Annotated in this window: 25 protein-coding genes; 11 read left to right on the top strand and 14 right to left on the bottom strand. The window is 59.2% G+C overall.

Going from position 1 to position 26,072, the window contains the following annotated elements; translation table 11 throughout:
• Positions 1–189: 189 nt before the first annotated feature.
• A complete protein-coding gene (locus HBN79_RS00125) occupies positions 190–1,044 on the bottom strand; it encodes a MaoC/PaaZ C-terminal domain-containing protein (protein ID WP_169916103.1) in 855 nt (284 codons plus the stop codon).
• A gap of 3 nt (positions 1,045–1,047) precedes the next feature.
• A complete protein-coding gene (locus HBN79_RS00120; protein ID WP_169916102.1) occupies positions 1,048–2,400 on the bottom strand; it encodes a 3-oxoacyl-ACP reductase in 1,353 nt (450 codons plus the stop codon).
• Between the two features lie 122 nt (positions 2,401–2,522).
• On the opposite strand from HBN79_RS00120, the gene HBN79_RS00115 reads away from it, so the two are divergent.
• The gene (locus HBN79_RS00115) at positions 2,523–3,797 is read left to right on the top strand and encodes an acetyl-CoA C-acetyltransferase (RefSeq protein WP_095001063.1); all 1,275 of its coding nucleotides are present in this window, start codon (positions 2,523–2,525) and stop codon (positions 3,795–3,797) included.
• Between the two features lie 50 nt (positions 3,798–3,847).
• Here the strand turns inward: HBN79_RS00115 and HBN79_RS00110 are convergent, their stop codons facing one another.
• On the bottom strand, positions 3,848–4,900 hold the full coding sequence (locus tag HBN79_RS00110) for a bile acid:sodium symporter family protein (protein WP_095019799.1): 1,053 nt from the start codon (positions 4,898–4,900) through the stop codon (positions 3,848–3,850).
• An 82-nt stretch (positions 4,901–4,982) separates the two neighbouring features.
• Between HBN79_RS00110 and HBN79_RS00105 the strand changes: the two genes are divergently transcribed.
• Both HBN79_RS00105 and HBN79_RS00100 read left to right on the top strand, forming a co-directional pair.
• Positions 4,983–5,777: a helix-turn-helix transcriptional regulator gene (locus tag HBN79_RS00105; protein ID WP_169916101.1), complete on the top strand. Its 795-nt coding sequence runs from the start codon at positions 4,983–4,985 to the stop codon at positions 5,775–5,777.
• 126 nt (positions 5,778–5,903) lie between these two features.
• A complete protein-coding gene (locus tag HBN79_RS00100; protein WP_016783575.1) occupies positions 5,904–6,797 on the top strand; it encodes a PA4780 family RIO1-like protein kinase in 894 nt (297 codons plus the stop codon).
• Positions 6,798–7,006: 209 nt separating this feature from the next.
• Here HBN79_RS00100 and HBN79_RS00095 read toward each other — a convergent pair whose 3' ends face one another.
• Complete coding sequence (locus HBN79_RS00095) at positions 7,007–7,870, bottom strand: MBL fold metallo-hydrolase (RefSeq protein ID WP_095001066.1); 864 nt, start codon at positions 7,868–7,870, stop codon at positions 7,007–7,009.
• Between the two features lie 92 nt (positions 7,871–7,962).
• Here HBN79_RS00095 and HBN79_RS00090 point away from each other — a divergent pair, with 92 nt between their 5' ends.
• The 3 genes from HBN79_RS00090 to HBN79_RS00080 are packed head-to-tail and all read left to right on the top strand — an operon-like array spanning position 7,963 to position 10,716.
• Positions 7,963–8,292, top strand: a complete 330-nt coding sequence (locus tag HBN79_RS00090; RefSeq protein ID WP_095001067.1) for a metalloregulator ArsR/SmtB family transcription factor — start codon at positions 7,963–7,965, stop codon at positions 8,290–8,292.
• A gap of 43 nt (positions 8,293–8,335) precedes the next feature.
• Positions 8,336–9,901 (top strand): bifunctional protein tyrosine phosphatase family protein/NAD(P)/FAD-dependent oxidoreductase, encoded by a 1,566-nt coding sequence (locus tag HBN79_RS00085; protein WP_169916100.1) that lies wholly within the window; start codon positions 8,336–8,338, stop codon positions 9,899–9,901.
• A gap of 8 nt (positions 9,902–9,909) precedes the next feature.
• Positions 9,910–10,716 carry a sulfite exporter TauE/SafE family protein gene (locus HBN79_RS00080; protein WP_169916099.1) on the top strand — a complete coding sequence of 269 codons (807 nt, stop codon included), beginning with the start codon at positions 9,910–9,912 and terminating at the stop codon, positions 10,714–10,716.
• A gap of 124 nt (positions 10,717–10,840) precedes the next feature.
• Here the strand turns inward: HBN79_RS00080 and cueR are convergent, their stop codons facing one another.
• The 3 genes from cueR to HBN79_RS00065 form a co-directional block, all read right to left on the bottom strand.
• On the bottom strand, positions 10,841–11,251 hold the full coding sequence (cueR, locus tag HBN79_RS00075) for a Cu(I)-responsive transcriptional regulator (protein WP_095001070.1): 411 nt from the start codon (positions 11,249–11,251) through the stop codon (positions 10,841–10,843).
• A 9-nt stretch (positions 11,252–11,260) separates the two neighbouring features.
• Entirely contained in the window at positions 11,261–13,642 is a 2,382-nt protein-coding gene (locus HBN79_RS00070; RefSeq protein ID WP_346010132.1) for a heavy metal translocating P-type ATPase, read from the bottom strand.
• 90 nt (positions 13,643–13,732) lie between these two features.
• Complete coding sequence (locus HBN79_RS00065; RefSeq protein ID WP_016783583.1) at positions 13,733–14,113, bottom strand: hypothetical protein; 381 nt, start codon at positions 14,111–14,113, stop codon at positions 13,733–13,735.
• Between the two features lie 147 nt (positions 14,114–14,260).
• On the opposite strand from HBN79_RS00065, the gene HBN79_RS00060 reads away from it, so the two are divergent.
• Positions 14,261–14,461 (top strand): heavy-metal-associated domain-containing protein, encoded by a 201-nt coding sequence (locus HBN79_RS00060; RefSeq protein ID WP_016783584.1) that lies wholly within the window; start codon positions 14,261–14,263, stop codon positions 14,459–14,461.
• Positions 14,462–14,737: 276 nt separating this feature from the next.
• On the top strand, positions 14,738–15,934 hold the full coding sequence (locus tag HBN79_RS00055) for a multidrug effflux MFS transporter (protein WP_095020833.1): 1,197 nt from the start codon (positions 14,738–14,740) through the stop codon (positions 15,932–15,934).
• Between the two features lies 1 nt (position 15,935).
• Here the strand turns inward: HBN79_RS00055 and HBN79_RS00050 are convergent, their stop codons facing one another.
• Positions 15,936–16,106, bottom strand: coding sequence for a sensor domain-containing protein (locus tag HBN79_RS00050; protein ID WP_130872246.1), 171 nt, complete (start codon positions 16,104–16,106; stop codon positions 15,936–15,938).
• 124 nt (positions 16,107–16,230) lie between these two features.
• A complete protein-coding gene (locus HBN79_RS00045; RefSeq protein ID WP_169916098.1) occupies positions 16,231–17,244 on the bottom strand; it encodes a zinc-binding alcohol dehydrogenase family protein in 1,014 nt (337 codons plus the stop codon).
• Positions 17,245–17,368: 124 nt separating this feature from the next.
• On the opposite strand from HBN79_RS00045, the gene HBN79_RS00040 reads away from it, so the two are divergent.
• Entirely contained in the window at positions 17,369–18,286 is a 918-nt protein-coding gene (locus HBN79_RS00040) for a LysR family transcriptional regulator (protein ID WP_169916097.1), read from the top strand.
• A 139-nt stretch (positions 18,287–18,425) separates the two neighbouring features.
• On the opposite strand, the gene HBN79_RS00035 is transcribed toward HBN79_RS00040, so the two are convergent.
• The 5 genes from HBN79_RS00035 to HBN79_RS00015 all read right to left on the bottom strand — a co-directional run bounded on the left by HBN79_RS00035 (position 18,426) and on the right by HBN79_RS00015 (position 22,541).
• Positions 18,426–19,379: an adenosine deaminase gene (locus HBN79_RS00035; protein ID WP_016783589.1), complete on the bottom strand. Its 954-nt coding sequence runs from the start codon at positions 19,377–19,379 to the stop codon at positions 18,426–18,428.
• 88 nt (positions 19,380–19,467) lie between these two features.
• Positions 19,468–20,154 (bottom strand): SDR family oxidoreductase, encoded by a 687-nt coding sequence (locus HBN79_RS00030; protein ID WP_095001075.1) that lies wholly within the window; start codon positions 20,152–20,154, stop codon positions 19,468–19,470.
• A gap of 157 nt (positions 20,155–20,311) precedes the next feature.
• Complete coding sequence (locus HBN79_RS00025) at positions 20,312–20,914, bottom strand: YigZ family protein (RefSeq protein ID WP_095019807.1); 603 nt, start codon at positions 20,912–20,914, stop codon at positions 20,312–20,314.
• Positions 20,915–20,927: 13 nt separating this feature from the next.
• Positions 20,928–21,578, bottom strand: coding sequence for a TetR/AcrR family transcriptional regulator (locus HBN79_RS00020; RefSeq protein WP_095019808.1), 651 nt, complete (start codon positions 21,576–21,578; stop codon positions 20,928–20,930).
• Between the two features lie 42 nt (positions 21,579–21,620).
• A complete protein-coding gene (locus HBN79_RS00015; protein ID WP_095001078.1) occupies positions 21,621–22,541 on the bottom strand; it encodes a LysR family transcriptional regulator in 921 nt (306 codons plus the stop codon).
• 124 nt (positions 22,542–22,665) lie between these two features.
• Here HBN79_RS00015 and HBN79_RS00010 point away from each other — a divergent pair, with 124 nt between their 5' ends.
• Together HBN79_RS00010 and HBN79_RS00005 are read left to right on the top strand one after the other, a co-directional pair.
• Positions 22,666–24,015 (top strand): aspartate aminotransferase family protein, encoded by a 1,350-nt coding sequence (locus HBN79_RS00010; protein ID WP_095001079.1) that lies wholly within the window; start codon positions 22,666–22,668, stop codon positions 24,013–24,015.
• A gap of 81 nt (positions 24,016–24,096) precedes the next feature.
• Positions 24,097–25,590 carry a CoA-acylating methylmalonate-semialdehyde dehydrogenase gene (locus HBN79_RS00005; RefSeq protein ID WP_095001080.1) on the top strand — a complete coding sequence of 498 codons (1,494 nt, stop codon included), beginning with the start codon at positions 24,097–24,099 and terminating at the stop codon, positions 25,588–25,590.
• Positions 25,591–26,072: the final 482 nt, after the last annotated feature.

Genomic DNA, 26,072 nt, shown 5'->3' with positions numbered 1-26,072 from the left:
TCCAGAAGGCGCAAAGCTTGCGACCGAACGGGGATTGGTGCAAGTGAAAGGCACGGGCAGCCCGGCGGGATTTTCGGCTCGCATGCCATCCTCTGTGGGAACGGGCTTGCTCGCGATGCAGGCGCCGCGGTTTAACAGGTAAAACGCGCGGATGCCATCGCGAGCAAGCCCGCTACCACAGGGGGGTGGTCAGCTAACCGGTCGCCAGTTGCCGATCAAGTGCACCAGGCCGTCATGGCCATTGAGCTGGAAGTCGCCACTGGAACCCGCCTCACTGCTGAGCAAAATCACTTCGCCGGGCAAGCGCACCGGTTTTTTGAAGGCAACAAAAACCTCAACATTGGCCGCCGGCAGGTGCGAATTGAGTGCCGCCAGCGTTCGGGCTTTTATCCACAGGCCGTGGGCAATTGCACTGGGCAGGCCAAACAGCTTGGCGCTGGCGGCACTGAGGTGGATGGGGTTGTAGTCGCCCGAGACTTTGGCATAACGCCGGCCAATATCGGCGGGGGCATACCAGCGGGTCAGTTCGCTCAGGGCCACCGGCGCAGGATCGTTGATTTGGGGCAGGTCGCCCGGCAGTTCTACGCCTTTGCACAGCAGGGTGCTTTCGGCCGCCCATATTGGCCCCAGCAGATCGTCAACCTGGGTGACCACCTCGAAGGTCGCGCCCTTGGGGTGTTTTTGCAGGTTGTGTACATATACCCCGATGCGCAGCTGCGTCACGCTGCCCATCGGGCGCAGCAGACGGATCCGATTGGTCAGATGAATCAGCCCCAGCAGCGGGAAGGGGAAGTCCTTGGCAGTCAGCAACTGCATTTGCAGACCGAAGGCCAGGATGTGTGGATAAGTGGGCGGCAGCAATGGGCTTGGCACCAGGTCGCAAACATCGCGAAACGCCGCCAGGGCCTTGGGCTCCACCTCGACCCAGCAGCGCAGACCTTGCTCCGGCAAGGGGCTGGAGGTGATCTTGCGCCGGGCCGCGGCATGGGCGTACAGCGCGGGCAAGTGCGGTGGGCCGCTGAGGTCGAGCCATTTCACGGTCATGGCTTATGCTCCCAGAATACTTTGGCCACACACCCGCAGTGCCTGGCCGCTGAGCGCGCCCGAACCCGGCTGGCCGAGCCAGGCCACAGCCTCGGCGACGTCCTGGGGTTGGCCACCCTGGCCCAGCGAACTCATGCGTCGTCCCGCTTCGCGCAGGGCAAAGGGAATATGCGCGGTCATTTGGGTTTCGATAAAACCCGGGGCCACGGCATTGATACTGATGCCACGCTCGCCCAGCGCCGCTGCCCAGGCCTGAGCAAGGCCGATCAGCCCGGCCTTGCTGGCGGCGTAGTTGGTCTGGCCGCGATTGCCGGCGATACCGCTGATGGACGCGAGCAGGATTACCCGGCCGTTATCGCGCAGGGTGCCGCTATCAAGCAGGGCCTTGGTCAGCACTTGCGGGGCGTTGAGGTTAACGGCGAGTACCGAGTCCCAGAATTCCGGGGTCATATTGGCCAGGGTTTTATCACGGGTGATACCGGCGTTGTGCACCAGGATATCGATACCATCGGCCAGTTGCCCGGTCAGTTGTTCTGCGGCATCGGCGGCACAGATGTCGAGCGCGATGCTGTGCCCGCCCAAGCGCGCGGCCAGCGCATCGAGATCGCTCTTGGCGGCCGGCACGTCGAGCAGGATCAGTTCGGCGCCATCCCGGGCCAGGGTTTCGGCAATCGCGGCGCCAATGCCACGGGCCGCACCGGTAACCAGTGCCTTGCGCCCGGCCAGGGGGCGGGTCCAGTCCTGCACCTGGTTGGCGCAGGCCTTGAAGCGCAGCACCTGGCCGCTGATAAAGGCACTTTTTGGCGAGAGAAAAAAGCGCAGTGCGCCTTCAAGCTGATCTTCGGCCCCCTCGCCGATATACAGCAGTTGCAAGGTACTGCCGTTACGCAATTCCTTGGCCAACGAGCGACTGAAACCTTCGAGCGCACGTTGCACGCTGGCGGCAAAAGGGTCGCTTAATGTTTCAGGGGCACGGCCCAGGATCACCATATGGGTACAGTGCTCGAGATTGCGCAGCAGCGGCTGGAAAAATTCGCGCAGTTGCTTGAGCTGCCCGGTGTGCAACAGCTCGCTGGCGTCAAACACCACGGCCTTGAGCTTTGGTCCCTGGCCTGGAATCCACGGTGTGGCATGCAAGGGTTCAGGGCCATAGCTGAACACCGCATCGGTGAGTTTGCCGCCAAAGCGGGCCACCTGTGCGGCAAGCGCACCGCCGCCAATCAGCAGAGGGCCTTCAACGGGGCGCAGGCGCCCGGCCTGCCAGCGCTCCAGTCGTCCCGGTGACGGCAGCCCCAACGCGCCGACCAGCCGCTGGCCGAGGGATGAGTTGACGAAGTCGATATAACGGTCTGACATGGAACACTCTCCGACAGGTGGGGTTCAAAGGGTTGACCACAAACAGACCGTGGTCGTTCGTTATCGGCAATAAGGCTTACGCTGGTAACGATTAATGGATTTAAGAGAATAGGGTGAATCGTATGAGTCTGCGTCGTGTAGCAATTATTGGTGGTAATCGAATCCCGTTTTCTCGCGCCAACGGGCCTTATGCGACTGCCAGTAATCAGGACATGCTGACGGCGGCGCTGGAAGGGCTGATCGAGCGATACAACCTTCACGGGTTGCGCATGGGCGAAGTAGTGGCCGGGGCGGTGCTCAAGGATTCGCGGGATTTCAGCCTGACCCGCGAATGTGTGCTGGGCTCGCGGCTGTCGCCGCAAACTCCCGCCTATGACTTGCAGCAGGCCTGCGGTACAGGGCTTGAGGCGGCATTGCTGGTGGCCAACAAGATTGCCCTGGGGCAGATCGAGTGCGGGATTGCCGGTGGCGTGGACTCTGCCTCCAATGTTCCGATCGGCATCAATGACGGGCTACGCAAATGGCTGCTGCAGTTCAATCGCCTCAAGGCACCTGTGGACAAGCTCAAGGCGTTGCTGCAATTGCGTCCGGGCTTTTTGAAGCCCGAATTTCCACGCAACGGCGAGCCTCGCACCGGGCTGTCGATGGGCCAGCACTGCGAGTTGATGGCGCAAACCTGGAACATCCCCCGGGTTGAGCAGGACGAGCTGGCGCTGCACAGCCATCAGGCACTGACGGCGGCTTACCACGCCGGCTGGGAAGATGATCTGCTTACGCCATTTATGGGCCTGAGCCGCGATAACAACCTGCGTGCCGACCTGACCCTGGAGAAACTGGCCGCCCTCAAGCCCGTATTCGAGCGCAGCGCCAAGGGCACGTTGACGGCGGGCAACTCCACGCCACTGACCGATGGTGCGTCGACGGTCTTGTTGGGCAGTGAAGAATGGGCCAGGGAGCGCGGCTTGCCGGTCTTGGCGTATTTGCGCGATGGTGAAACAGCTGCTGTAGATTTCGTACACGGTGCAGAAGGGTTATTGATGGCACCGGTATACGCCGTCCCACGGCTGCTGGCGCGTAATGGCCTGACCTTGCAGGACTTTGACTACTACGAGATTCACGAGGCATTTGCCGCGCAGGTGCTCTGCACCTTGAAGGCCTGGGAGGATGGGCCTTACTGCAAAAGCCGGCTGGGGCTTGATGCAGCGCTGGGGGCGATTGATCGCAGCAAACTCAACGTCAAGGGCAGTTCCCTGGCGGTGGGTCATCCGTTTGCGGCGACGGGCGGGCGTATCGTGACCAATATGTCCAAGCTGCTGGCCACCGCCGGGCAGGGTCGAGGTTTGATCTCGATCTGCGCGGCGGGCGGGCAGGGTGTTACTGCAATAATTGAGCGATAGCCGTCTGTGGGAGCGGGCTTGCTCGCGATGGGCGCAATGCGGTGTGCCTGTTACGCCGTGGCGTCGGCATCGCGAGCAAGCCCGCTCCCACCCGAGATGTTGTTGTGTTTGGCTTCTGCGCGACTGCGCGTGGCATAACTCTCGGCCATCACCGAACACACGATCAACTGCAGTGGGTGGTAGATCATGATCGGCAATAAAATCAGGCCCAGCCCCGGGTTGGTCCCGAAAATCAGGGCCGCCATCGGCGCACCCGCCGCGAGGGATTTCTTGCTGGCGCAGAACACTGCAGCGATTTCATCTGCGGTGCTGAATTTCAGGGCGCGGGCGGTGCGGGTGGTCATCCACAGGATAATCGCCAGCAGGACCGCACTGCCGACCAATGCACTGACAATCACCGAACTGCCCTGCTGTTGCCACATGCCCGAGACCATCGAGTTGCAGAACGCGGCGTAAACCAGCAGCAGAATCACCACCTTGTCGCAGATATTGGTGTAGCGCTTGTGCCGGGCAAAAAAGCGTCCGCACAGCGGGCGCACCAACTGGCCCAGCACCAGCGGCAGCAACAGCATGGCGCACAGGTCGAGCAGGGTTGAACCCAGGTCGATGCCCCCTGCGCCGCTGCCCACCACGAAGCTGACCAGCAAGGGTGTCAGGAAAATCCCCAGCACGCTGGACAGGCTGGCGTTAAGAATCGCTGCCGGCACATTGCCTCCAGCACTGCCGGTCAGTGCCACCGACGAGGAGATGGTCGAGGGCAGGGCACACAGGTAGAAAAATCCCAACATCAGCAGCGGCGGGATATGGGCGCCCAACAGCTTGTTGGCGACCACCCAGATCAGCGGGAAGACGATAAAGGTAAAGCCCTGCACCATAACGTGCAGGCGAATGTTTTTCAGACCGTGACTGATCTGCTCACTGGACAGGTTCACCCCGTGCAGGAAAAACACCAGAAACACTCCGATATTGATCACCCATTCCGCGTGCATTGCACCGCCAGTGCTACCGAAATGCGGAAACACATAGGCCAGGAAAGTCGCCAGCAGCATGCCGCACAGAAACCAGTCGGTGAACATTCGTTTGAGATGTTTGAGTACAGGCATTGTCGGCACCGCAACATTGTAAGAATTGATGACTTAGCCTAACGTCGCAGCAATCTGTCGTCTTGCGATATAAGGCCAATCAATGCCGCCAAACGGACAACGTGGGCTGCCGCGTGCCATTCCGGTACTCGATGCCCTGCCACGACCCCTGTATGCCCGGGCCGAAAGCCTGGGCGCGGGCTCGTGGACGCCGCGCCATCGACACGATTGGGTGCAGTTTTCGTACGCCATTATTGGTGTGCTGGGCGTACATACCGACGAGGGCAGTTTTTTTGCGCCCCCGCAGTGGGGTATCTGGATTCCGGCCGGGCTGGAGCATGAAGTAATCACCTCGATGCGCGCTGAAATGCGCAGCCTCTATGTGCGCCGTGAGGACTGCCAATGGGCGCCGGGGCAGTGCCGGGTACTGGAGGTCACGCCGCTGGCCCGGGAGCTGATCAAAAGCTTTTGTGCGCTGCCCGTCGACTACCCCGAGGAGGGGAGCTGCGAGCAACGCTTGGTGGCGGTGCTGCTGGACCAGTTGGCAAGCCTGCCCGAGGTCGGTTTTTCACTGCCGTTGCCCCGTCATGAACGTTTGCTGGTGCTGTGCAATGAGCTGGTCGAAACCCCTGATGCCGAGGCGAACCTGGGCCTGTGGTCGTATCGGCTGGGGATGTCCGAAAAAACCCTGATGCGTTTGTTTCAACGTGAAACAGGCTTGAGTTTCCGCAGTTGGCGGCAGCGGGTGCGTCTTCTGTCATCGTTACGGGTGCTGGAGGAGGGCGGTCATGTCACGCGGGCGGCGCTGTCTTGCGGGTATGAATCAACGTCGGCGTTTATTGCGGCGTTTAAAAAGATGTTCGGCTTTACCCCGGGTGACTTGTTTCGACAGGGTTAAGTCGGTGCTCAAAACGTGTTGCTCGTCTATCATTCAAATCGTTTGCCCTCTCCCCGTGGTGAGTGGATTGCCGTATAACGAATGACATTCGCGTGTTTGGTAATAAAGGACCCACAATAAAAGCTGATGAAGACTCCAAAACGCTTAGAACCCCTGATCGAAGACGGTCTGATCGACGAGGTGCTGCGCCCACTCATGAGTGGCAAGGAAGCAGCTGTATACGTAGTCCGCTGCGGCAATGAGCTGCGATGCGCCAAGGTTTACAAGGAGGCCAACAAACGAAGTTTCCGCCAGGCCGCCGAATATCAGGAGGGTCGCAAGGTTCGCAACAGCCGTCAGGCCCGAGCGATGGCCAAGGGCTCGAAGTTCGGTCGTAAAGAAACCGAAGATGCCTGGCAAAACGCCGAGGTAGCGGCACTGTTTCGCCTGGCCGGTGCGGGTGTGCGGGTTCCTAAACCGTTCGACTTCCTCGAAGGCGTGCTGTTGATGGAACTGGTGGCGGACGAGTACGGCGATGCGGCTCCGCGTCTCAATGACGTGGTGCTGGAGCCGGATCAGGCCCGCGAGTACCACGAGTTCCTGATTCAGCAAATCGTGCTGATGCTGTGTACGGGGCTGGTTCACGGCGACTTGTCCGAGTTCAACGTTTTGCTGACGCCAACCGGCCCGGTCATCATCGACTTGCCCCAGGCGGTCGATGCGGCGGGTAACAACCACGCCTTCAACATGCTGGAGCGTGACGTGGGCAACATGGCTTCCTATTTCGGGCGTTTTGCGCCGGAACTGAAGAAGACCAAGTACGCCAAGGAAATGTGGGCACTATACGAAGCTGCCACCCTGCACCCTGGCAGTGTGTTGACGGGCGAGTTTGACGAGCCGGACGAGCTGGCGGATGTCGGCGGGGTGATGCGCGAAATCGAAGCCGCACGTCTGGACGAAGCTTTCCGCCAGGCAGTGCGTGCTGCCGATGATGCGCCCCCGAGCAAGGCTGAAGAGCCACCACCCCCGTGGATGCAGTAATTGGCTAACTAAAAAATCCGGCTCAGGCCGGATTTTTTATGCGCCTGGGGCTGCCCGGGTTCTTGTGGGAGCGGGCTTGCTCGCGATGGAATCACCGTGTGTTACCTGTCAGAGCGCGTTGTTTGCATCGCAGGCAAGCCAGCTCCCACGGGTAATGCGCCGCTCATCAAAACCGCTGCTGCCCTGTTCCTGGCAAGTGTTTGGGCGGCTCAAAACCGGTTCAGCGGAATCTTCAGGCTGCACAGGCCGCTGTCATCCGCAGGCGGCAGGTTGCCTGCACGAATATTGACCTGAATCGCCGGAATCAGCAGCGCCGGAACCCCGAGGGTGGCATCGCGGGCCGTACGCATGCCGACAAAACCTGCCAGGTCGATGCTGTCATTGACGTGGATGTTTTTTGCCCGCTGTTCACCCACCGTGGTCGACCAGCAGGCTTCGCGCCCGGCTGGCGGGTAGTCATGGCACATAAACAGGCGGGTCGACTCAGGTAATGCCAGCAGGCGCTTGATCGATTGATACAACTGCCGCGCATCGCCACCCGGGAAGTCGCAACGGGCGGTGCCCACATCAGGCATAAACAGGGTATCGCCCACAAACAGGCTGTGGTGTTCTACCTGATAGGCCATATCTGCCGGGGTATGGCCGGGCACATGCAGCGCCCGCACCTGTAGCCGCCCGATATGAAACAGCTCGTCGGGCTCGAACAGGCGATCGAACTGCGAGCCATCAAGCTTGAATTCCGGCTCAAGGTTATAGATGTCGCGAAACACTCCCTGGACCTGGGTGATGGCAGCCCCGATGCCGATCTGACCGCCCAGCTTGCGCTTGAGGTAAGCACTGGCCGACAGGTGGTCGGCATGGGCGTGGGTCTCCAGCAGCCATTGCACCTTCAGGCCTTCAGCCTGCACGAAAGCGGCGATGGCGTCGGCACTGACGGTGCTGATACGCCCGGCGGCGGCATTGTAGTCCAGCACCGGGTCGATGATTGCGCACTCCACGCTGCCAGCAGCATGGACCACGTAGCTCACGGTCGACGTCGCCGGGTCGAAGAAACCTTGAATTTCGGGATGCATGAGGGGCCTCGTGGCGGTCGTTGAATGATCAATATATTGAAAGATATATTATCGAGTCGTAGACTGTCGACCATCACGCACCGGAGCTTTTCATGACTGCTCAGCTAACCAGCGAAGAAATCGGGCTTCTGCGCGACTCTGCTTCCAAAGCCTGCACCCTTCTCAAAGCGTTGGCCAATGAAGATCGCCTGCTGCTGCTCTGCCAGTTGACTCAAGGTGAGCGCAATGTCGGCGAACTTGAAGCGCTGACCGGCATCAGACAACCCACACTGTCGCAACAACTCGGTGTGTTGCGCGATGAGGGCATGGTCAATACCCGAAGGCTGGGGAAATACATTTTCTACTCACTCGCCAGCTTTGAAGTGGTTTCTGTGATGCAGACCCTGTCGGGGCTGTATTGCGGGCAAGCGCTCAAAAAGTAACGCCCTCCCAATCCATTCATTTTAGTTGTGCCTGGAGTGCTCAATGGAGCAAAGCATCAAGCGAATCGACGCGTCATTTTCCGTGACCGGTCAGATCGAGCAGTCTGATCTCCAATCCTTGGCTGCGCTGGGTTTTGCCAGCGTGATCTGCAACCGCCCCGACCATGAAGGCGGGCCTGAGCAACCCGAACACACCGCGATGCAACAGGCCGCGCAGGCCCTGGGGCTGAGCTTTGCCTATCTGCCAGTAGCGACCAGCGGCGCAACACCCGGGCAGGTGCAGCAATTGCGTGAACTGCTCGACGAGTTGCCCAAACCGGTGCTGGCGTACTGCCGCACGGGCAATCGCTCTGCCAAGCTTTTTGAAGCGGCCACCCAGGGCCCGCGTGAGGCCAGGCAGTACGATGTGGTCGTGGTGGGCGGTGGCTCGGCCGGTATTTCGGTGTCGGCCAGCCTGTTGAAGCGTAACGGGGCCTTGCGTATCGCCGTGATCGAGCCCAGCACCGAACACTATTACCAGCCCGCCTGGACGCTGGTCGGGGGAGGGGCCTACGATATCAAAAACACGGTTCGCCCCACCGTTGCGGTCATGCCCAAAGGTGCTGTGTGGGTCAAGGCGTCGCTGTGTGCCTTTGCTCCGCAGCGCAAGGTTGTGCTGCTCAGCGATGGCAGCGAGCTGGGTTACCAGCAACTGATCGTTTGCCCGGGGCTGGAACTGGCCTGGGAAAATATCGAGGGCCTTGAAGAAACCCTGGGCAAGAATGGCGTGACCTCCAACTATCGTCACGATCTGGCGCCCTATACCTGGGAACTGGTGCGCAGCCTGAAGGGCGGCAAGGCACTGTTTACCCAGCCGGGCATGCCGATCAAGTGTGCGGGTGCGCCGCAAAAAGCCATGTATCTGGCCTGCGATCATTGGCGCAAACGCGGTGCTCTGGACGCTATCAAGGTGGAGTTCAACCTGGCGGGGGCGGTGTTGTTTGGCGTGCCGGCTTTTGTCCCGCCGCTGATGAAGTACGTTGAAGCCTACAAGGCTCAATTGGCCTTCCAGTCCAATCTGGTCAAGGTTGACGGTCCCGCCAGAACGGCCTGGTTTGATGTGACTGATGCCAAGGGCGGTGTGACTTGTGTTGCTAAAACCTTCGACCTGCTGCATGTGGTACCACCGCAGCAGGCGCCCGATGTGATCCGCCGCAGTGAACTGGCGGACAAGGCGGGCTGGTTCGAGACCGATCCGGCGACCCTGCAACATCCACGCTACCCCGAAATCTTCGCCCTGGGCGATGTGTGCAATACACCCAATGCCAAGACCGCGGCGGCAACCCGCAAGCAAGTGGTCGTGGTGGCCGAAAATCTGCTCGCACTGCGCAAGGGCGTGACCTTGCCCAAGCGCTATGACGGCTATGGCTCCTGCCCGCTGACCGTGGAAAACGGCAAGGTGATCCTGGCTGAATTCGGCTATGGCGGCAAACTGCTACCCACCTTTCCCCTGGACCCGACCGTACCCCGCAAATCGGCGTGGCTGCTCAAGGCCACATTGCTGCCGTGGTTTTACTGGCAAGGCATGCTCAAAGGCCGCGAGTGGTTCACTGACTGCAAGCCGGATTGACCCTGACCATGTTGATTATTTTATTTGGCATGCTGGTGGGGTTGGTGCTCGGGCTGACCGGTGCCGGTGGCGGCATCCTGGCCATCCCGGCGCTGACTCTGGGGCTGGGCTGGACCCTGGCGCAAGCGACACCGGTGGCGTTGCTGGCCGTAGGCACGGCAGCGGCACTGGGGGCGCTGGATGGCCTGCGCAAGGGGCTGGTGCGCTACAAGGCAGCGGCGTTGATGGCGCTGGTCGGCTCGACCACCTCGCCCATCGGGCTGCACCTTGCCCGATTGATGCCGGCCAAGATGCTGGTGTTGATGTTCAGCGCGGTGATGATGTTTGTCTCAGTGCGCATGTTCCTGCAGGCCCGGGCGGATGCCCGCGATGACGGCAGCTTGGGGGTACTGGAAAAAAACTGCATGCTCAACCCTGCAACCGGGCGACTGACCTGGAATGCCCGCTGCAGCATGACCCTGGTATCCATTGGTGCTACCTCGGGGTTGCTGACGGGGTTATTGAGTGTGGGCGGCGGGTTCTTGATCGTGCCGGCATTTCGCAAGTTCAGTGACGTGCGTATCCACGCCGTGGTGTCCACGTCCTTGATGGTGGTGGCGCTGGTATCGCTGGGCACCTTGGGCAATCTGATGAGCCAGGGCGTGAGCCTGTCGAATGAAGGCGTGATATTTATTGGCGCCACCTTGGCCGGAATGATTGCCGGGCGGGTGATTGCCCCGCACGTCTCGGCCCAGTGGCTACAGCAGGGATTCGCGGGGCTGTGTGCGGTGATTGGCGTGCTGATGCTGGCTAAAGTGCTGCTGACAGCTTTCTGATTAACGTTCCTGTGGGAGCGGGGCTTGCTCGCGATGGCATCACCTTGGTCAGCCAGATACACCTTGGCGCCTGAATCGCGAGCAAGCCCGCTCCCACAGGTTTATCAGCAGATCATGCAGATGATCATATCTTTACGGTGCAGCATGGGCCTGACTCCAGGTCCTTGAGGATCGGGCAGTCAGGGCGGTGGTCGCCCTGACAGCTTTCGACCAGATCCTGCAAGGTGTCGCGCAGGCTGCTCAGCTCGGCGATCTTCTGGTTCAACTCTTCAATATGCTGGCGCGCCAGTGCCTTCACATCGCCGCTGGCGCGCTGGCGATCCTGCCACAGGGTCAGCAGCTTGCCGACCTCTTCCAGCGAAAACCCCAGGTCCCGCGAGCGTTTGATAAACGCAAGGGTATGCAGGTCGTCATCGCTGTAAAGGCGGTAGCCGCTGTCACTGCGTTGCGCGGGTTTGAGCAGACCGATGGATTCGTAATAACGAATCATCTTGGCGCTCAAGCCGCTGTGTCTGGCGGCCTGGCCGATATTCATGACGCCTCCTTATTCAAGATCCCTGGGCTTCCAGAATTTGAGCAGCAACGCATTGCTGACCACGCTGACACTGGAAAAAGCCATGGCCGCGCCTGCCAGCACAGGGTTCAAAAAGCCGAAAGCAGCCAACGGAATGCCGATCACATTGTAGATAAATGCCCAAAACAGGTTTTGCCGGATTTTGGCGTAGGTCTTGCGGCTGATCTCCAGTGCTGCCGGTACCAACCGCGGGTCGCCGCGCATCAGAGTGATGCCCGCTGCGTGCATGGCCACATCGGTGCCACCGCCCATGGCGATACCGATATCGGCCGCGGCCAGTGCCGGGGCGTCGTTGATACCGTCGCCGACCATGGCCACTACACCGGTTTTTTTCAGTTCGGCCACGGTCGCGGCCTTGTCGGCGGGCAACACTTCGGCGTGAACATCGCTGATTCCCAGGGCCTCGGCCACTACTTTGGCACTGCCGCGGTTGTCGCCGGTCAACAGGTGACTGCTGATATGACGGGCATTGAGCTGGGCGATGGCCGACTGGGCACCGGGCTTGAGTGTGTCACCAAAGGCGAACAGGCCCAGCACTTGGGGCTGCGGGCTTTGTTCGATCAGCCAGGACAGCGTGCGACCTTCGGTTTCCCAGGCGCTGGCCGATGCGGCGAGCGAGCCCGGATTGAGACCGGTTTCTTCCAGCAGGCGGCGGTTGCCCAGGGCCAGGCGACGGCCTTCCAGGGTGCCGGCAATACCGCGGCCGGTCAGCGACTGGCTGTCGGTAACGTCCGGCACTTTTAAATCACGCGCCGCGCAAGCATCCAGTACGGCCTTGGCCAGCGGGTGTTCGCTGCCCCGCTGCAGGGCACCGCCGGCTTGCAGCAAGTGCGCTTCATCGCCATCGAGTGCGCTGAAGTGAGCAATTTGCGGCGTGCCTGAAGTCAGGGTGCCGGTTTTGTCGAAAACCACGGCACTGACTTCGTGGGCGCGTTCGAGGGCTTCGGCGTCCTTGATCAGAATCCCGTGGCGGGCTGCAACGCCGGTGCCGGCCATGATTGCAGTGGGGGTCGCCAGGCCCAGGGCACAAGGGCAGGCAATTACCAGTACTGCGACAGCATTGATCAATGCTGTTTCAATCGGCGCGCCGTAGAGCCACCAGCCGAGCAGGGTGGCAAGGGCGATCAGCAGCACCACCGGGACAAATACCTGGCTGACCTTGTCCACCAGCTTCTGGATCGGCGCCTTGGCGGACTGCGCGTCCTCTACCAGGCGGATAATGCGCGCCAGTACGGTCTCCGTCCCCAGGGCCATGGTCTTGATAATCAAGCGACCTTCGCCATTGATGGCGCCGCCGGTGACTTTATCCCCAGGCTGTTTCGGCACCGGCAGGCTTTCGCCACTGATCAGGGCCTCGTCGGCATGGCTTTGGCCTTCAACCACTTCGCCATCCACCGGGAACCGCTCGCCGGGTTTGACCAGCACCAGATCATTGAGACGCAAATCACTGATGGCGACATCCTGTTCCTGGCCGTCGACCATGCGCAAGGCGCGTTCGGGGCGAAGGGCTTCAAGGGCGCGGATGGCGCTGGCGGTCTGGCGCTTGGCACGGCTTTCGAGATATTTGCCCAGCAGCACCAGGGCGATCACAACCGCCGAGGCCTCGAAATACAGATGGGGCATGCTGCCAGGTTCGGCGATGGCCCATTCATACAGGCTCAGGCCATAACCGGCGCTGGTGCCGAGGGCGACCAGCAGGTCCATATTGCCCGCGCCGGCCTTGACGGCTTTCCACGCGGCCACATAAAAACGTGCGCCCAGAACAAACTGCACCGGGGTCGCCAATACAAACTGGGCCCAGGCGGGCAGCATCCAATGGATGCCAAAAGGCGCAAGCAGCATCGGCAGCACCAGCGGCAGCGCCAGTACGATAGCCAGGGTCAGCGCCCAGCGTTCACGGTGCAGGCGTTTTTGCTGATCGTCTTCGGTGGTTTTGTCGCTCTGGTGCAGGCTGGCACCATAGCCGGCCTGAGTGACCGCGTTGATCAGCAGGCCCGGATCAACCTGGCCGAGCAATTCGACATGGGCCCGCTCGGTGGCGAGGTTGACGCTGACGCTCTTGACCCCGGGCACCTTGGCCAGGGCTTTTTCTACGCGCCCTGCGCACGAGGCGCAGGTCATGCCGCTGATATCCAGTTCCAGGCTGTGGGCGGGCACGCTATAGCCTGCCTGTTGCACAGCCTCGACCAGTGCCGGCAGGCTCTCGGCAGGCGCTTCGATACGGGCCTGTTCAGTGGCCAGGTTGACGCTGACCGAACGTACACCGGGCACTTTGGCCAGGGATTTTTCCACACGCCCTGCACAGCTGGCACAGGTCATGCCATCAATCGGCAGATCGAATTGGGTGGGCACGAGCAGTCCTCCTCAAGAAGTTATCTATCCATAGAATCGACCTTGACCCCATGGCAAGGTCAAGGCTTCTTGCTGTTCGTTGTTTGCCGCTCAATATTCCAGTTTGGCGGGCTTGAGGTACATACCCTGTTTACCCAGGGCGATGCGGTATTTGCGCACATCCCCGGCCTTGAGGGTGAACTGCTGCGCGGGCGGCACCAGCATGCCGGGCAGGCAGCCGGGGGCTTGCCCGGGGAGCAGCTTGAGGCGGATATCGACGCTGGCGGGCGGCAGGTTAAAGGCCAGGGCCTGCTCCTGAAACAATCGCCCGGCCAGTTGGTCGTCGATGTACACACCCACTTCGCAGTTGGTCGGCACCTCAAGGCGTTCGCGGGAAATGATCAGCACTCCGTAGTCCTGATCGGCATTTGCCCACAGCGGCACACTGGCAAGACCCAAAAGGCTGACTAGGCTCAAAGCGGTCCAGCGCATGGCTAAGTATCCTGTTATCAAATCGCAAGGCTTGCAGCTTGGCCGAGCACGGGATGGATTGCCAGTCAGCGCGTGAAACAACGGGCTTGACCTTGCCACGATGGCAAGGTCGAAGCTGTAGGCATATCTCAAACAGGAGGCGTAATCATGCAAACGTTCAAGGTAGACGGTATGACCTGTGGTGGCTGTGTGGGCGCGGTGACCCGTGCAGTGCAGACGGTGGATAAAGACGCGAAGGTTGAAGTGGACCTGGCGAGCAAAACCGTCAAGGTGGACAGCAACGTATCACCGTTGCAAATTATCGACGTGATCACCAATGCCGGGTTTGAGGCGCGCACGGCGCACTAAACCTGTATGTAGCAGCTGCCGAGGAACTAGGCTGCGTCCGGCGACGTAGTCGTCGTGAATGCTAAGAGCAAGCTCTGACTGGCGCACCGCAAGGTCAGACTTACGACGGCTGCGCCGCCGAACGCAGCCTCGTTCCTCGGCAGCTGCTACGGCGGTGTTGTTTCAGGACGGGTTCAAGGTGATTTATTAGCTAGCTCGCTAACTTAATGTTCAGGGTCGATAACCACAGCTAAACTGTCAGCTTGCGCTAACCGCAGCCTGATCCCTGGATACCTGATGAACCTTCGAACAATCTTGATTCTTGGCGCCCTGAGTGCCTTCGGTCCTTTGGCGATCGACTTTTACCTGCCCGGCTTCCCGGCGATGGCACAAGCCTTTGCAACCGACGAAACCCAGATACAACTGACGCTGGCCGTGTACTTTCTGGGCCTGTCCATCGGTCAGCTGGCCTATGGCCCGGTAGCGGACCGCTTCGGCCGGCGCGTGCCGCTGCTGGTGGGCGTCGGGCTATTCACTGTCGCGTCACTGGCGTGCGCCTTTGCCCCGACCCTGGAGTGGCTGATTGGTGCCCGGTTTGTCCAGGCCCTTGGCGGCTGTGCGGGCATGGTCCTTTCGCGGGCAATTGTCAGTGACAAATGCGACGCGGTGCAGTCGGCCAAAGTGTTTTCACAATTGATGCTGGTTATGGGCCTGGCGCCAATCCTGGCGCCGATGTTGGGTGGGTTGCTGGTCAACCTGTATGGCTGGCAATCGATTTTCCTGGTGTTGACGGTGTTCAGCGCATTGGCGGCAACGGCCGTAGCGCTTGGCTTGCCTGAAAGCCTGCCGGCCAACGTGCCACGTCAGCCGCTGTCGGGGGCATTGCGCCAGTACGGGCGGTTGCTCAAGGATCGCGAGTTCCTTGGCCATGCCCTGACGGGGGGGATCGCAATGGCCGGGATGTTTGCCTACATCGCGGGTTCACCTTTCGTATTTATCAAACTCTATGGCGTGCCTGCCGAGCATTACGGCTGGTTGTTCGGTACCAACGCGGCCGGCTTTATCCTGGTGGCGCAGTTGAACGCCCGCCTGCTGGCCAAGCGTGGCCCGGCCTTTTTGCTGTCGCGCATGGTGTGGGTGTATCTGGCGGCGGGTCTGGTCTTGCTGGGCGTCAGCAGTTTGCATACCGAACAACTGTGGCCGCTGCTGGTGCCGCTGTTTATCTGCATTGCCAGCCTGGGCTGCATCATTCCCAATGCCTCGGCCTGCGCCATGAGCGGGCAGGGCGCGCGCGCCGGCAGTGCCTCGGCGATGCTGGGTTGCTTACAGTTCAGCGTGGCGGCGGGGGCGGCATCACTGGTGGGGGTATTGCACGACGGCAGCGCAATGCCAATGGCGATGGTCATCACCCTGTGCGGGCTTGTGGCAGTGGGCCTGGCAGTGGCGACCCGGCGCCTGTACACCGCACGGATCGCCGCTCAGCAGCCGGTCTGATTCAGCCAGCCAAACGTTCGGGCAGGCGGTGCGGGGCATGCAGGCGCGATTGCAGCTTGTCGACAAAGGCCCGGGCCTCGGCCTCGCTGCGAAAGTTGACGGCTTGCTGGTCGATTTGCACCTGCCATTTGCAGTCGCGGGATCTTGCTAACGCTTTTATCAGGATTTTCATGACTGGCCTCCTTCGGTTCGCAAAGGAGGCCAGTGTATGCCGAAAAACTTTGATTAAAATGCCCGGAATCAAGTCTCTGACTGACGGTTAAAAAATGACCACATGGGTCCCGTCAGACGTCCTCTCAGAAGCCTTCGAGCACAATCTTGCCCTTGGCCTTGCCGCTTTCCAGCAGTGCATGGGCGCGGCGCAGGTTGGTGGCATTGATGCTGCCAAAGTGCTCGCCGACCGTGGTACGCAGGGTGCCCACATCGATCAGCCCGGCGACACGATTGAGCAGGAGATGTTGCTCGATCATGTCCGGGGTCTGGAACAGCGAGCGGGTGTACATGAACTCCCAGTGCAGTGACAGGCTCTTGCGTTTGAGTTTGGTGATATCCAGCGCCTTGGGATCATCAATCAGCGCCAGTTTGCCCTGTGGTGCCAGTGCTTCTACCAACTGATCGAGATGCTGGTCAGTCTGGGTCAGGCTGGCAACATGGGTGACGGCGTCGATGCCGTGACGCTTGAGTTCTTCGCTCAGCGGCTGGCTGTGGTCGATAACCAGATCGGCGCCCAGCTCACGGACCCAGGTCTGGGTTTCAGGGCGAGATGCGCTACCAATCACCTTGAGCGCAGTCAGTTGGCTGGCCAGTTGCGTCAGGATTGAACCCACACCACCCGCCGCGCCGACGATCAGCAGGCTTTGTTGCTCGTCGGTCTTGCCCTCGTTGACGCCAAGGCGCTCAAACAACAACTCCCAGGCAGTGATGGCGGTCAACGGCAACGCTGCGGCCTGTGCGAAATTGAGGCTTTTGGGCATATGCCCGACGATGCGTTCATCCACCACATGACGTTCACTGTTGGCCCCGGCACGGGCAATGGAGCCTGCGTAAAAGACCTTGTCGCCGACCTTGAACAAGCTGACTTCACTGCCGACGGCCTTGACCACACCGGCCACATCCCAGCCCAGTACCTTGGCAGTGTCGGCCTCGGGCTGCACGTTCTGGCGCACTTTGGTGTCCACCGGGTTTACGGAAATGGCTTTGACCTCGACCAGCAAATCCCGGGGGCCGGCCACCGGCTCTGGCAACTCGATATCTTGCAGGGCCAGCGGGTCTTGAATCGGTAACGAGTGGTAGTAGGCGACAGCTTTCATGGGACATGTCCTGAAGATGATTAAGAAACTGGCAGTGATAATTGGCTATTTCACCGCGCGATAAAACCGGCTAAAACAGCAGTCTCTTTCAATTTTTTATTGATAATGGTCGGGTGGATTGTGAATGCTGCGTTTCGATGATCTGCAATTGTTCGTTCACGCGGCTGACTTGGGCAGTTTGTCTGCGGCGGCCCGGGTGATGGATATGTCCCCGGCGGTGGCCAGCGCTGCTCTCAAACGGATAGAAGCTCAACTGGGCGCGCGCCTGCTGGCGCGTTCAACCCGAAGTTTGCGTCTGACGGCCGAAGGCGAAGGCTTTCTTGAATATGCGCGTACGGCACTCGCTAGCCTCGATGAGGGGCGACGCTTGTTGGCGCGTGGGCAAGATCAGGTTAGCGGAGTGTTGCAACTGTCGGCACCTTCAGACTTCGGCCGTAATCTGTTGCTGCCCTGGCTGGATGAGTTCCAGCGTGAGCATCCGCAACTCACCGTGCGCCTGTTATTGGGTGACCGGATTGCCGACCTGTTCCGCCAGCCTGTGGATATCGCCTTGCGTTACGGCGAGCCGGAAGACTCCAGCCTGGTGGCGCTGCCGGTGGCCCCGGATAACCGCCGGGTGCTGTGTGCGTCCCCCGACTACCTGGCGCGCAAGGGCGAGCCGCGTCAGCTTGAGCAGTTGCTGCAACACAATTGCCTGTTGTACATGCTCGGCACGCGGGTTCACGACCATTGGCAATTCAATGACGGCAAGCGCGAACTGGGGCTGACGGTAAGCGGCAATTGTTTCAGCGATGATGCCGACGTGGTGCGCTTGTGGGCGGTTGCCGGGCAGGGCATTGCCTACAAGTCGTGGCTGGATGTGGCGGGAGATGTGCAGAGCGGGCGGCTCAAGGTGTTACTGCCGGGGCTGATGTGCGAGCGGGCGCCGCTGAATCTGCTGTGTGGTCACCGGGCGCAATTGAGTAAACCGGTGCGGCTCTTGCGCGACATGCTCAGTGAGCGCTGTGCGATGTTGAGCAAGTTGTACCCGGGGAAACAGTAAAACTGCTGTGGTAGTGACGGTGTTGCAGTTTCAAATGTCTGTGGGAGCGGGCTTGCGCGCGATGCTGACAATCAGGTGTGTCTGCCTGATCGAGTTGATGCATCGTGGGCAAGCCCGTTCCCACAGGGGAGACCGCGTGTTACGGCTTGACCAACCGCGCATCCAGACCGTTTTGCGCCAGGCGTTTGGCCTGGTCCTGGGTCATGCCCAGATCGGTGTATAGCGCGTGGAAGTTCTCAGTCATATAACCGCCAAAGTAGGCCGGGTCATCAGAGTTGACGGTCACTTTTACGCCACGCTCAAGCATGTCGAGAATGTTGTGTTGCGACATGTGATCAAACACACAGAGTTTGGTGTTGGACAACGGGCATACGGTCAACGGGATCTGCTCGTCGATGATGCGTTGCATCAGACGTTCGTCTTCAATGGCGCGCACGCCATGGTCGATACGCTGGATCTTGAGCAAGTCCAGGGCTTGCCAGATGTACTCCGGCGGGCCTTCTTCACCCGCGTGGGCAACGGTCAGGAAGCCTTCATCACGGGCGCGGTCGAATACGCGCACAAACTTGCTCGGCGGGTGGCCCATTTCTGAACTGTCGAGGCCAACGGCGACAAAGGCATCGCGAAATGGCAGGGCCATATCGAGGGTCTTTTCTGCTTCTTCTTCGCTCAAATGGCGCAGGAAGCTGAGGATCAGGCCGCTGGTGATACCCAGTTGCTGCTCGCCATCTTTAAGTGCGCTGGCAATGCCATTGAGCACGACTTCAAACGGCACGCCACGATCGGTGTGGGTTTGCGGGTCGAAGAAGGGTTCTGTGTGAATGACGTTCTGTTCTTTACAGCGCAACAGGTAGGCCCAGGTCAGGTCGTAGAAGTCCTGGGAGGTACGCAGTACGTCGGCGCCTTTGTAATAAAGATCGAGGAATTCTTGCAGGTTGTTGAAGGCATACGCCTTGCGCAGGGTTTCAACGTCGTTCCAGGGCAGGGCGATCTTGTTGCGCTCGGCCAGCGAAAACAGCAACTCGGGTTCCAGGGAACCCTCCAGATGCATGTGCAGTTCAGCTTTTGGCAGGGCGTTCAGCCAGTCATACATAAAAGGTTTTCTCATCAAATCGGGTACAGATGGCGACATTCTACAGGTCGGAGGGGGCACAATTCCCCCGCCATTTGTCGCAGGCTGCCTACCAGGGAATCGTCTGGCCCTTGTAGTCGATAAAGTGATGGCCGCCTTTTCCGGCAAATGCCTTGACCTGTGCCACCAGGCCACGGGTGCTGGTTTCGACATCAATGTCGGCGCCTTCGCCGCCCATATCGGTTTTTACCCAGCCCGGGTGCATGGACAGCACAGTCGGGTTATTGTCGCCCAGTTCATACAGTACAAAGGTATTGGTCATCGAGTTGAGAGCCGCTTTGCTGGCCTTGTAGAGGGCCATTTCGGGGGCATCAGGTTGAGTGACACTGCCGAGTACTGAGCTCATAAAGGCCAGTACGCCACTGTCCTTACGGATCCGGCTGACAAACTCCCGGGCCACATTGATCGGTGCCACGCTGTTGGTGAAAAACAGCTGCCCCACCTCGGCCAGCGTTGCATTGCCCGACAGCTGGTCGTCCGGGCCTTTGACCCCGGCATTGATAAACAGCAGATCGAAGACTTCATTGTGCAAGGTATTGCCCAATGCCTTGATCGCCTGTTGATTGTTCATGTCCAGTTGTTCGATGCGCACCGGCCCCAATGCCTTCAGGGCATCGGCTTTTTGTGGGTGGCGCACAGTGGCGGTTACGTCCCAGCCATCGGCAAGCAACTCCTTGACCAGACCCAGGCCCAGGCCACGTGAAGCTCCGATGATCAGTGCTTTTTTTGCGGTCATGAGTAGCGTCCTCTACAAAGTTGATATGAGTTGGTTAAAAATCGTACAAGTGCTTCAAGCCCCCAGCACACAAGGGCTGTGGCCGCATGTGCTCAGGTTATCCACAGGTGGGTGCACAGTGACTGTGGGCAACTATGGATGTCGGAAAATAGCATTTTTATGGGGCTGGCTCGACAGCGTCACGATGCAGCAGGATCCTGCCGCGGCTAAGGTCCGCTAAAAGCTGTCGCGCGGGAGCAATCTGTTCTTCGACCAGCGCCAGTTGCAGGTCAACGCCATTGGCAGTGAAGGCTTCGCCGGTGATCAGGCCGTTGAGTTCACCCAGGCGCAGTTTGACCAATGCCAGCTCGCTGAAACTGCAAGAGCAACTGAGTGCTATACGGCTGACCAACGGCAGTTTTTCGGCGTTTTGCAGGCATTTGTTAGCGCCACCGCCATAGGCCCGAGCCAGGCCGCCGGTGCCCAGCTGAATGCCGCCATACCAGCGGATAACCAGCACCGCGACCTGATCGCAGTCCTGCGCTTCAATGGCCGAGAGTATCGGGCGGCCCGCGGTGCCGCCAGGTTCGCCATCATCACTGCTGCGGTACTGCCCACCAAGTTTCCACGCCCAGCAATTGTGCGAGGCATTCAGGTCGCTGTGTTGCTCGATAAATTCGAGGGCCTGCTGGGCGCTGGTGATGGGGGCAGCAAAAGTAATAAAGCGGCTTTTACGGATTTCTTCGCGGTACTCGCAAAGCCCCGTGAGGGTCGAAGGCATGTCGGTTCCAGGCTTAGACTGCGGGCGTCAGGCCGCAGCCTTTGAGAATGATACGGATCAGGTTGTCGCAGGCCGCATGCATATCCTGTTTGGTCAGGTGCTTGCGCCCCGTTACGCGGCAAATCTGTGTCGAAAAGTCGGCGTAATGCTGGGTGCTGCCCCATAGCAGGAAAATCAGATGGACCGGGTCGACCGGGTCCATCTTGCCTGCATCTATCCAGGCCTGGAACACAGCTGCACGACCTTGAAACCAAGCTCTGTAGTCTTGTGAGAAATACTCGGTCAGGCAGGCCCCGCCACTGATGATTTCCATCGCAAACACTCGCGAAGCCTGGGGCTGTCGCCGGGAAAACTCCATTTTTGCGCGGATATACTGAGTCAGGGCCTGGGCCGGGTCATCGTCAGCGGTCAAAACGTTGAAGGTACGGTCCCATAGCTCGATGATATTGCTCAGTACTGCGATATACAGGCTTAGCTTGTTGGTGAAGTAATAATGCAGATTGGCCTTTGGCAGCCCGGCACTCAGGGCGATGGCGTTCATGCTGGTGCCTCTGAAGCCGTGACGGGCAAACTCATCTTCGGCGGCCTTGAGAATGGCCTCTTCGTTTTTCTGCCGGATACGGCTGGGAGGCTTGCCGTCATGGGCAGGAACTTCAAGGGTCATGGGCGCTCCGGGCAACCTGTTTGTGTAGCGAAGTTTTTCACGTTAACGCGTCGCTTCCAGGCTCTCAAGGAAACTTTCCAGGACCAGATGCGGGCGCCGGCCTTTACGTGTCACCGATGCCAGGCTCAAATCGTAGAAACGTGTTTTTGCCTTCAGTGCCCGCAAGCGGCCCTGCTGAACCCACAGGCTGGCGTAATGGTCGGGCAGGTAACCGATATAGCGCCCGGTCAAAATCAAAAAGGCCATGCCTTCGCGATCCGACGCGCTGGCGGTGCAATTGAGCGCCTGGTAGTGGGCCTGGATATCCGAGGGCAGGCGAAAGGTGGGGGCAATGGCATCCTGCGCATTCAACCGTGCATCTTCCAATTGCCTGTCGTCGACATAAAACAGCGGATGGCCTACGGCGCAATACAACAGTGAACGCTCACTGTAGAGCGGCTGGTACTCAAGCCCGGACAATGTGCTGGCCTGGGGCACCACACCCACATGCAGGCGGCCGTCGAGCACACCCTGTTCAACTTCATGGGGCGAGATCATGCGGATATGAATCTGTACATCAGGCCCACGCTCCTTGAGTTGGGCCAGTGCATGGGTGATACGCATATGGGGCAGGGTGACCAGGTTATCGGTCAGGCCAATGGTCAGTTCGCCGCGCAAATGCTGGTGAAGGCCGTTGACCTCGGTACGAAAGCTCTCAAGTGCGCCGAGTAATTGCAGCGCAGAGTGGTAGACCTCACGACCTTCCTCTGTCAGTGAAAAACCCGCTCGCCCACGTTGGCACAGGCGTAAACCCAGGCGCTGTTCAAGATCGCTCATCTGCTGGCTGATGGCAGAACGGCCAATGCCCAGTACCGTCTCTGCTGCCGAAAAGCCGCCGCACTCCACGACGCTGCGAAAAATACGCAGCAGTCGAATATCAAAGTCGCTGACCTGGGCCAGTGCATCGGGGCGACGGCTGCTCATAGTTTAGTGTATGCCTGACTAAAGGTTAGAAGAGTTGGATTTCATGGACTTTATAGCCGTGGCAATTTAGGCGCAACAACGCTTTCAACATCCCACGCCGCTTTTGCCTTGCGAGGTTTTGCTGATGAACATGCCCGAAAATGCCGAATTGAACCTGACCAGCCAGCTCAAGCTGGATGCTCACTGGATGCCTTACACTGCCAACCGTAACTTCCATCGCGATCCGCGCTTTATCGTCGCGGCCAAGGGCAGTTATCTGACGGATGATAAGGGTCGGCAGATTTACGATTCGCTGTCAGGTCTTTGGACCTGCGGCGCAGGGCATACCCGTACTGAAATCCAGGAAGCCGTGGCCAGACAATTGGGCACCCTCGATTACTCGCCGGCGTTCCAGTACGGCCATCCGCTGTCTTTCAAGCTGGCAGAAAAAATCACCGAGTTGACGCCGGGCAACCTCAATCACGTGTTCTTCACCGACTCGGGGTCGGAGTGTGCCGACACGGCGGTGAAGATGGTGCGTGCCTACTGGCGTCTAAAAGGCCAGTCGAGCAAAACCAAAATGATTGGCCGTGCCCGCGGCTACCATGGAGTGAACATTGCAGGCACCAGCCTGGGTGGGGTGAACGGCAACCGCAAACTGTTTGGCCAGGCAATGATGGATGTGGATCATCTGCCGCACACCCTGTTGGCAAGCAACGCATTTTCTCGCGGCATGCCCGAGCAGGGCGGGATTGCCCTGGCCGATGAACTGCTCAAGCTGATCGAATTGCACGATGCGTCGAACATTGCTGCCGTTTTTGTAGAACCGATGGCAGGCTCGGCTGGGGTATTGGTTCCGCCTCAGGGTTATCTGAAACGTCTGCGGGAAATCTGCGACCAGCACAATATCCTGTTGGTGTTCGATGAAGTGATCACTGGCTTTGGTCGTACAGGCTCAATGTTTGGTGCTGACAGCTTCGGCGTGACACCTGACTTGATGTGTATTGCCAAGCAAGTCACCAACGGCGCGATTCCGATGGGGGCTGTTATCGCTACCAGCGAGATTTATCACACGTTCATGAATCAGCCGACGCCTGAGTACGCGGTTGAATTCCCCCACGGCTATACCTACTCGGCTCACCCCGTAGCCTGTGCTGCGGGTATTGCTGCGCTTGATCTATTGCAAAAAGAGAACCTGGTACAGAGCGTGGCTGAAGTTGCACCGCATTTTGAGAATGCATTGCACGGTTTGAAGGGCGTGAAGAATATCATCGACATTCGCAACTATGGCCTGGCGGGTGCAATCCAGATTGCGCCGCGTGATGGCGATGCAATTGTGCGCCCGTTCGATGCAGCGATGAAACTGTGGAAAGCCGGTTTCTACGTGCGCTACGGCGGCGACACCTTGCAGTTCGGGCCAACGTTCAACAGCAAGCCGCAAGACCTGGATCGCTTGTTCGATGCGGTCGGCGAAGCGCTGAATCAGATCGACTGATCCTTCTATATAGAAGCGACACTTAATGCATTCACCCAGGCGCGCAGCGTTCGCGCCTGTGGACAACTTTCTGGAGCATCCATGAGCACTATTCAACACCTGATCAATGGCGAGTTGCTGAACGATTCCGGGCGCACCGCAGATGTGTATAACCCGTCCACCGGTAAAGTGATCCACCAGGTTCCCCTGGCCAGCCGTGAAACAATCCAGCAGGCGATCGATGCAGCCAAGGCCGCCTTCCCGGCATGGCGTAATACCCCACCTGCCAAGCGCGCCCAAGTGATGTTCCGTTTCAAGCAGTTGCTTGAGCAGAACGAAGCGCGGATCTCGCAGTTGATCAGCGAAGAGCATGGCAAGACTCTGGAGGATGCTGCGGGTGAACTGAAGCGCGGGATCGAGAACGTCGAATACGCTTGCTCGGCTCCGGAAATCTTGAAGGGCGAATACAGTCGTAACGTAGGCCCGAATATTGATGCCTGGTCGGACTTCCAGCCACTGGGTGTAGTTGCAGGGATTACACCGTTCAACTTCCCGGCCATGGTTCCGTTGTGGATGTACCCGTTGGCGATCGTGTGCGGCAACTGTTTCATTCTTAAGCCCTCGGAGCGTGATCCAAGCTCGACACTGTTGATTGCTCAACTGCTGCAAGAAGCTGGTTTGCCCAAGGGGGTTATGAACGTGGTGCACGGCGACAAGTCAGCTGTTGATGCACTGATCGAGGCGCCGGAAGTGAAAGCGCTGAGTTTTGTTGGCTCGACCCCGATCGCCGAGTACATCTACGCCGAAGGCACCAAACGCGGTAAGCGCGTGCAGGCACTGGGTGGGGCGAAAAACCACGCAGTGTTGATGCCGGATGCGGATCTCGATAACGCAGTCAGTGCACTGATGGGCGCAGCGTATGGTTCGTGCGGCGAGCGTTGCATGGCCATCTCGGTTGCAGTGTGCGTCGGTGATCAGGTGGCAGATGCCCTGGTGGCCAAACTGGTTCCTCAAATCAAAGCGCTGAAAATTGGTGCGGGGACTTCGTGCGGTCTGGACATGGGCCCCCTGGTTACCGGTCAGGCGCGGGACAAGGTCAGTGGCTATGTCGATGATGGCGTAGCAGCAGGTGCGCAGTTGGTGGTCGATGGTCGCGGGTTGAGTATCAAGGGGCATGAAGAAGGCTTCTTCCTGGGGGGCTGCCTGTTTGATCGCGTGACACCTGAGATGCGTATCTATAAAGAAGAGATCTTCGGGCCGGTATTGTGCATCGTGCGGGTCAAGAGCCTGGAAGAGGCCATGCAACTGATCAATGATCACGAGTACGGTAACGGTACCTGCATTTTCACCCGTGATGGAGAGGCGGCCCGTTTGTTCTGCGACGAGATTGAAGTGGGTATGGTGGGGGTTAACGTACCGTTGCCAGTACCTGTTGCCTACCACAGCTTCGGCGGCTGGAAACGTTCGCTGTTTGGTGACCTGCATGCCTATGGCCCGGATGGCGTGCGCTTTTACACGCGTCGCAAGGCGATCACACAACGTTGGCCGCAACGTGCCAGCCATGAAGCCTCTCAGTTTGCCTTTCCGAGTCTGTAAGGCAGGCGATAGCAGCCTATAGAAGAAAAGAGGCCAGCCGTCAGGCTGGCCTCTGCTTTTAGGCCCCTTTCAAGGCTATATGACAGAAGTGTGAAACTAGTGCTTGACCCGAGGTTCAAACGGCCTATAATTCGCACCTCTTCCGGCGCAGTCGAAACGGATAACTCCTTGAGTTTCAAAGAGTTGGATGGTTTTTGGCAGTGCCAGCTTCAAGTCATCGAAGCAGGAAATGAGGTGTTGACAGCAGCGAGTAACGCTGTAGAATTCGCCTCCCGCTAACGAGAGATCGAAGGCGCAAGTGGTTGATGTTACAAAGGAAACTTTGAAAACATTTTAAAATAACCGCTTGACAGCAACAGAGGCTGCTGTAGAATGCGCGCCTCGGTACAGCGAATAGCTGACCAACCGCTCTTTAACAATTGAATCAAGCAATTCGTGTGGGTGCTTGTGGAGTCAGACTGATAGTCAACAAGATTATCAGC

Origin of the sequence: Pseudomonas sp. WS 5051 (genome assembly GCF_012985715.1) — a bacterium.
In the GTDB taxonomy this organism is placed as follows: Bacteria; Pseudomonadota; Gammaproteobacteria; order Pseudomonadales; family Pseudomonadaceae; genus Aquipseudomonas; species Aquipseudomonas bubulae.
The sequence above is the reverse complement of the archived record's forward strand: the minus strand, read 5'-3'. Positions and strand labels throughout refer to the sequence as shown.

What these genes read in the sequence shown, in the direction of transcription:
- HBN79_RS00125 (WP_169916103.1), bottom strand. Translation starts at nt 1,044, where the DNA reads ATGACCGTGAAATGGCTCGACCTCAGCGGCCCACCGCACTTGCCCGCG.
- HBN79_RS00120 (WP_169916102.1), bottom strand. Translation starts at nt 2,400, where the DNA reads ATGTCAGACCGTTATATCGACTTCGTCAACTCATCCCTCGGCCAGCGG.
- HBN79_RS00115 (WP_095001063.1), top strand. Translation starts at nt 2,523, where the DNA reads ATGAGTCTGCGTCGTGTAGCAATTATTGGTGGTAATCGAATCCCGTTT.
- HBN79_RS00110 (WP_095019799.1), bottom strand. Translation starts at nt 4,900, where the DNA reads ATGCCTGTACTCAAACATCTCAAACGAATGTTCACCGACTGGTTTCTG.
- HBN79_RS00105 (WP_169916101.1), top strand. Translation starts at nt 4,983, where the DNA reads ATGCCGCCAAACGGACAACGTGGGCTGCCGCGTGCCATTCCGGTACTC.
- HBN79_RS00100 (WP_016783575.1), top strand. Translation starts at nt 5,904, where the DNA reads ATGAAGACTCCAAAACGCTTAGAACCCCTGATCGAAGACGGTCTGATC.
- HBN79_RS00095 (WP_095001066.1), bottom strand. Translation starts at nt 7,870, where the DNA reads ATGCATCCCGAAATTCAAGGTTTCTTCGACCCGGCGACGTCGACCGTG.
- HBN79_RS00090 (WP_095001067.1), top strand. Translation starts at nt 7,963, where the DNA reads ATGACTGCTCAGCTAACCAGCGAAGAAATCGGGCTTCTGCGCGACTCT.
- HBN79_RS00085 (WP_169916100.1), top strand. Translation starts at nt 8,336, where the DNA reads ATGGAGCAAAGCATCAAGCGAATCGACGCGTCATTTTCCGTGACCGGT.
- HBN79_RS00080 (WP_169916099.1), top strand. Translation starts at nt 9,910, where the DNA reads ATGTTGATTATTTTATTTGGCATGCTGGTGGGGTTGGTGCTCGGGCTG.
- cueR (WP_095001070.1), bottom strand. Translation starts at nt 11,251, where the DNA reads ATGAATATCGGCCAGGCCGCCAGACACAGCGGCTTGAGCGCCAAGATG.
- HBN79_RS00065 (WP_016783583.1), bottom strand. Translation starts at nt 14,113, where the DNA reads ATGCGCTGGACCGCTTTGAGCCTAGTCAGCCTTTTGGGTCTTGCCAGT.
- HBN79_RS00060 (WP_016783584.1), top strand. Translation starts at nt 14,261, where the DNA reads ATGCAAACGTTCAAGGTAGACGGTATGACCTGTGGTGGCTGTGTGGGC.
- HBN79_RS00055 (WP_095020833.1), top strand. Translation starts at nt 14,738, where the DNA reads ATGAACCTTCGAACAATCTTGATTCTTGGCGCCCTGAGTGCCTTCGGT.
- HBN79_RS00050 (WP_130872246.1), bottom strand. Translation starts at nt 16,106, where the DNA reads ATGAAAATCCTGATAAAAGCGTTAGCAAGATCCCGCGACTGCAAATGG.
- HBN79_RS00045 (WP_169916098.1), bottom strand. Translation starts at nt 17,244, where the DNA reads ATGAAAGCTGTCGCCTACTACCACTCGTTACCGATTCAAGACCCGCTG.
- HBN79_RS00040 (WP_169916097.1), top strand. Translation starts at nt 17,369, where the DNA reads ATGCTGCGTTTCGATGATCTGCAATTGTTCGTTCACGCGGCTGACTTG.
- HBN79_RS00035 (WP_016783589.1), bottom strand. Translation starts at nt 19,379, where the DNA reads ATGTATGACTGGCTGAACGCCCTGCCAAAAGCTGAACTGCACATGCAT.
- HBN79_RS00030 (WP_095001075.1), bottom strand. Translation starts at nt 20,154, where the DNA reads ATGACCGCAAAAAAAGCACTGATCATCGGAGCTTCACGTGGCCTGGGC.
- HBN79_RS00025 (WP_095019807.1), bottom strand. Translation starts at nt 20,914, where the DNA reads ATGCCTTCGACCCTCACGGGGCTTTGCGAGTACCGCGAAGAAATCCGT.
- HBN79_RS00020 (WP_095019808.1), bottom strand. Translation starts at nt 21,578, where the DNA reads ATGACCCTTGAAGTTCCTGCCCATGACGGCAAGCCTCCCAGCCGTATC.
- HBN79_RS00015 (WP_095001078.1), bottom strand. Translation starts at nt 22,541, where the DNA reads ATGAGCAGCCGTCGCCCCGATGCACTGGCCCAGGTCAGCGACTTTGAT.
- HBN79_RS00010 (WP_095001079.1), top strand. Translation starts at nt 22,666, where the DNA reads ATGAACATGCCCGAAAATGCCGAATTGAACCTGACCAGCCAGCTCAAG.
- HBN79_RS00005 (WP_095001080.1), top strand. Translation starts at nt 24,097, where the DNA reads ATGAGCACTATTCAACACCTGATCAATGGCGAGTTGCTGAACGATTCC.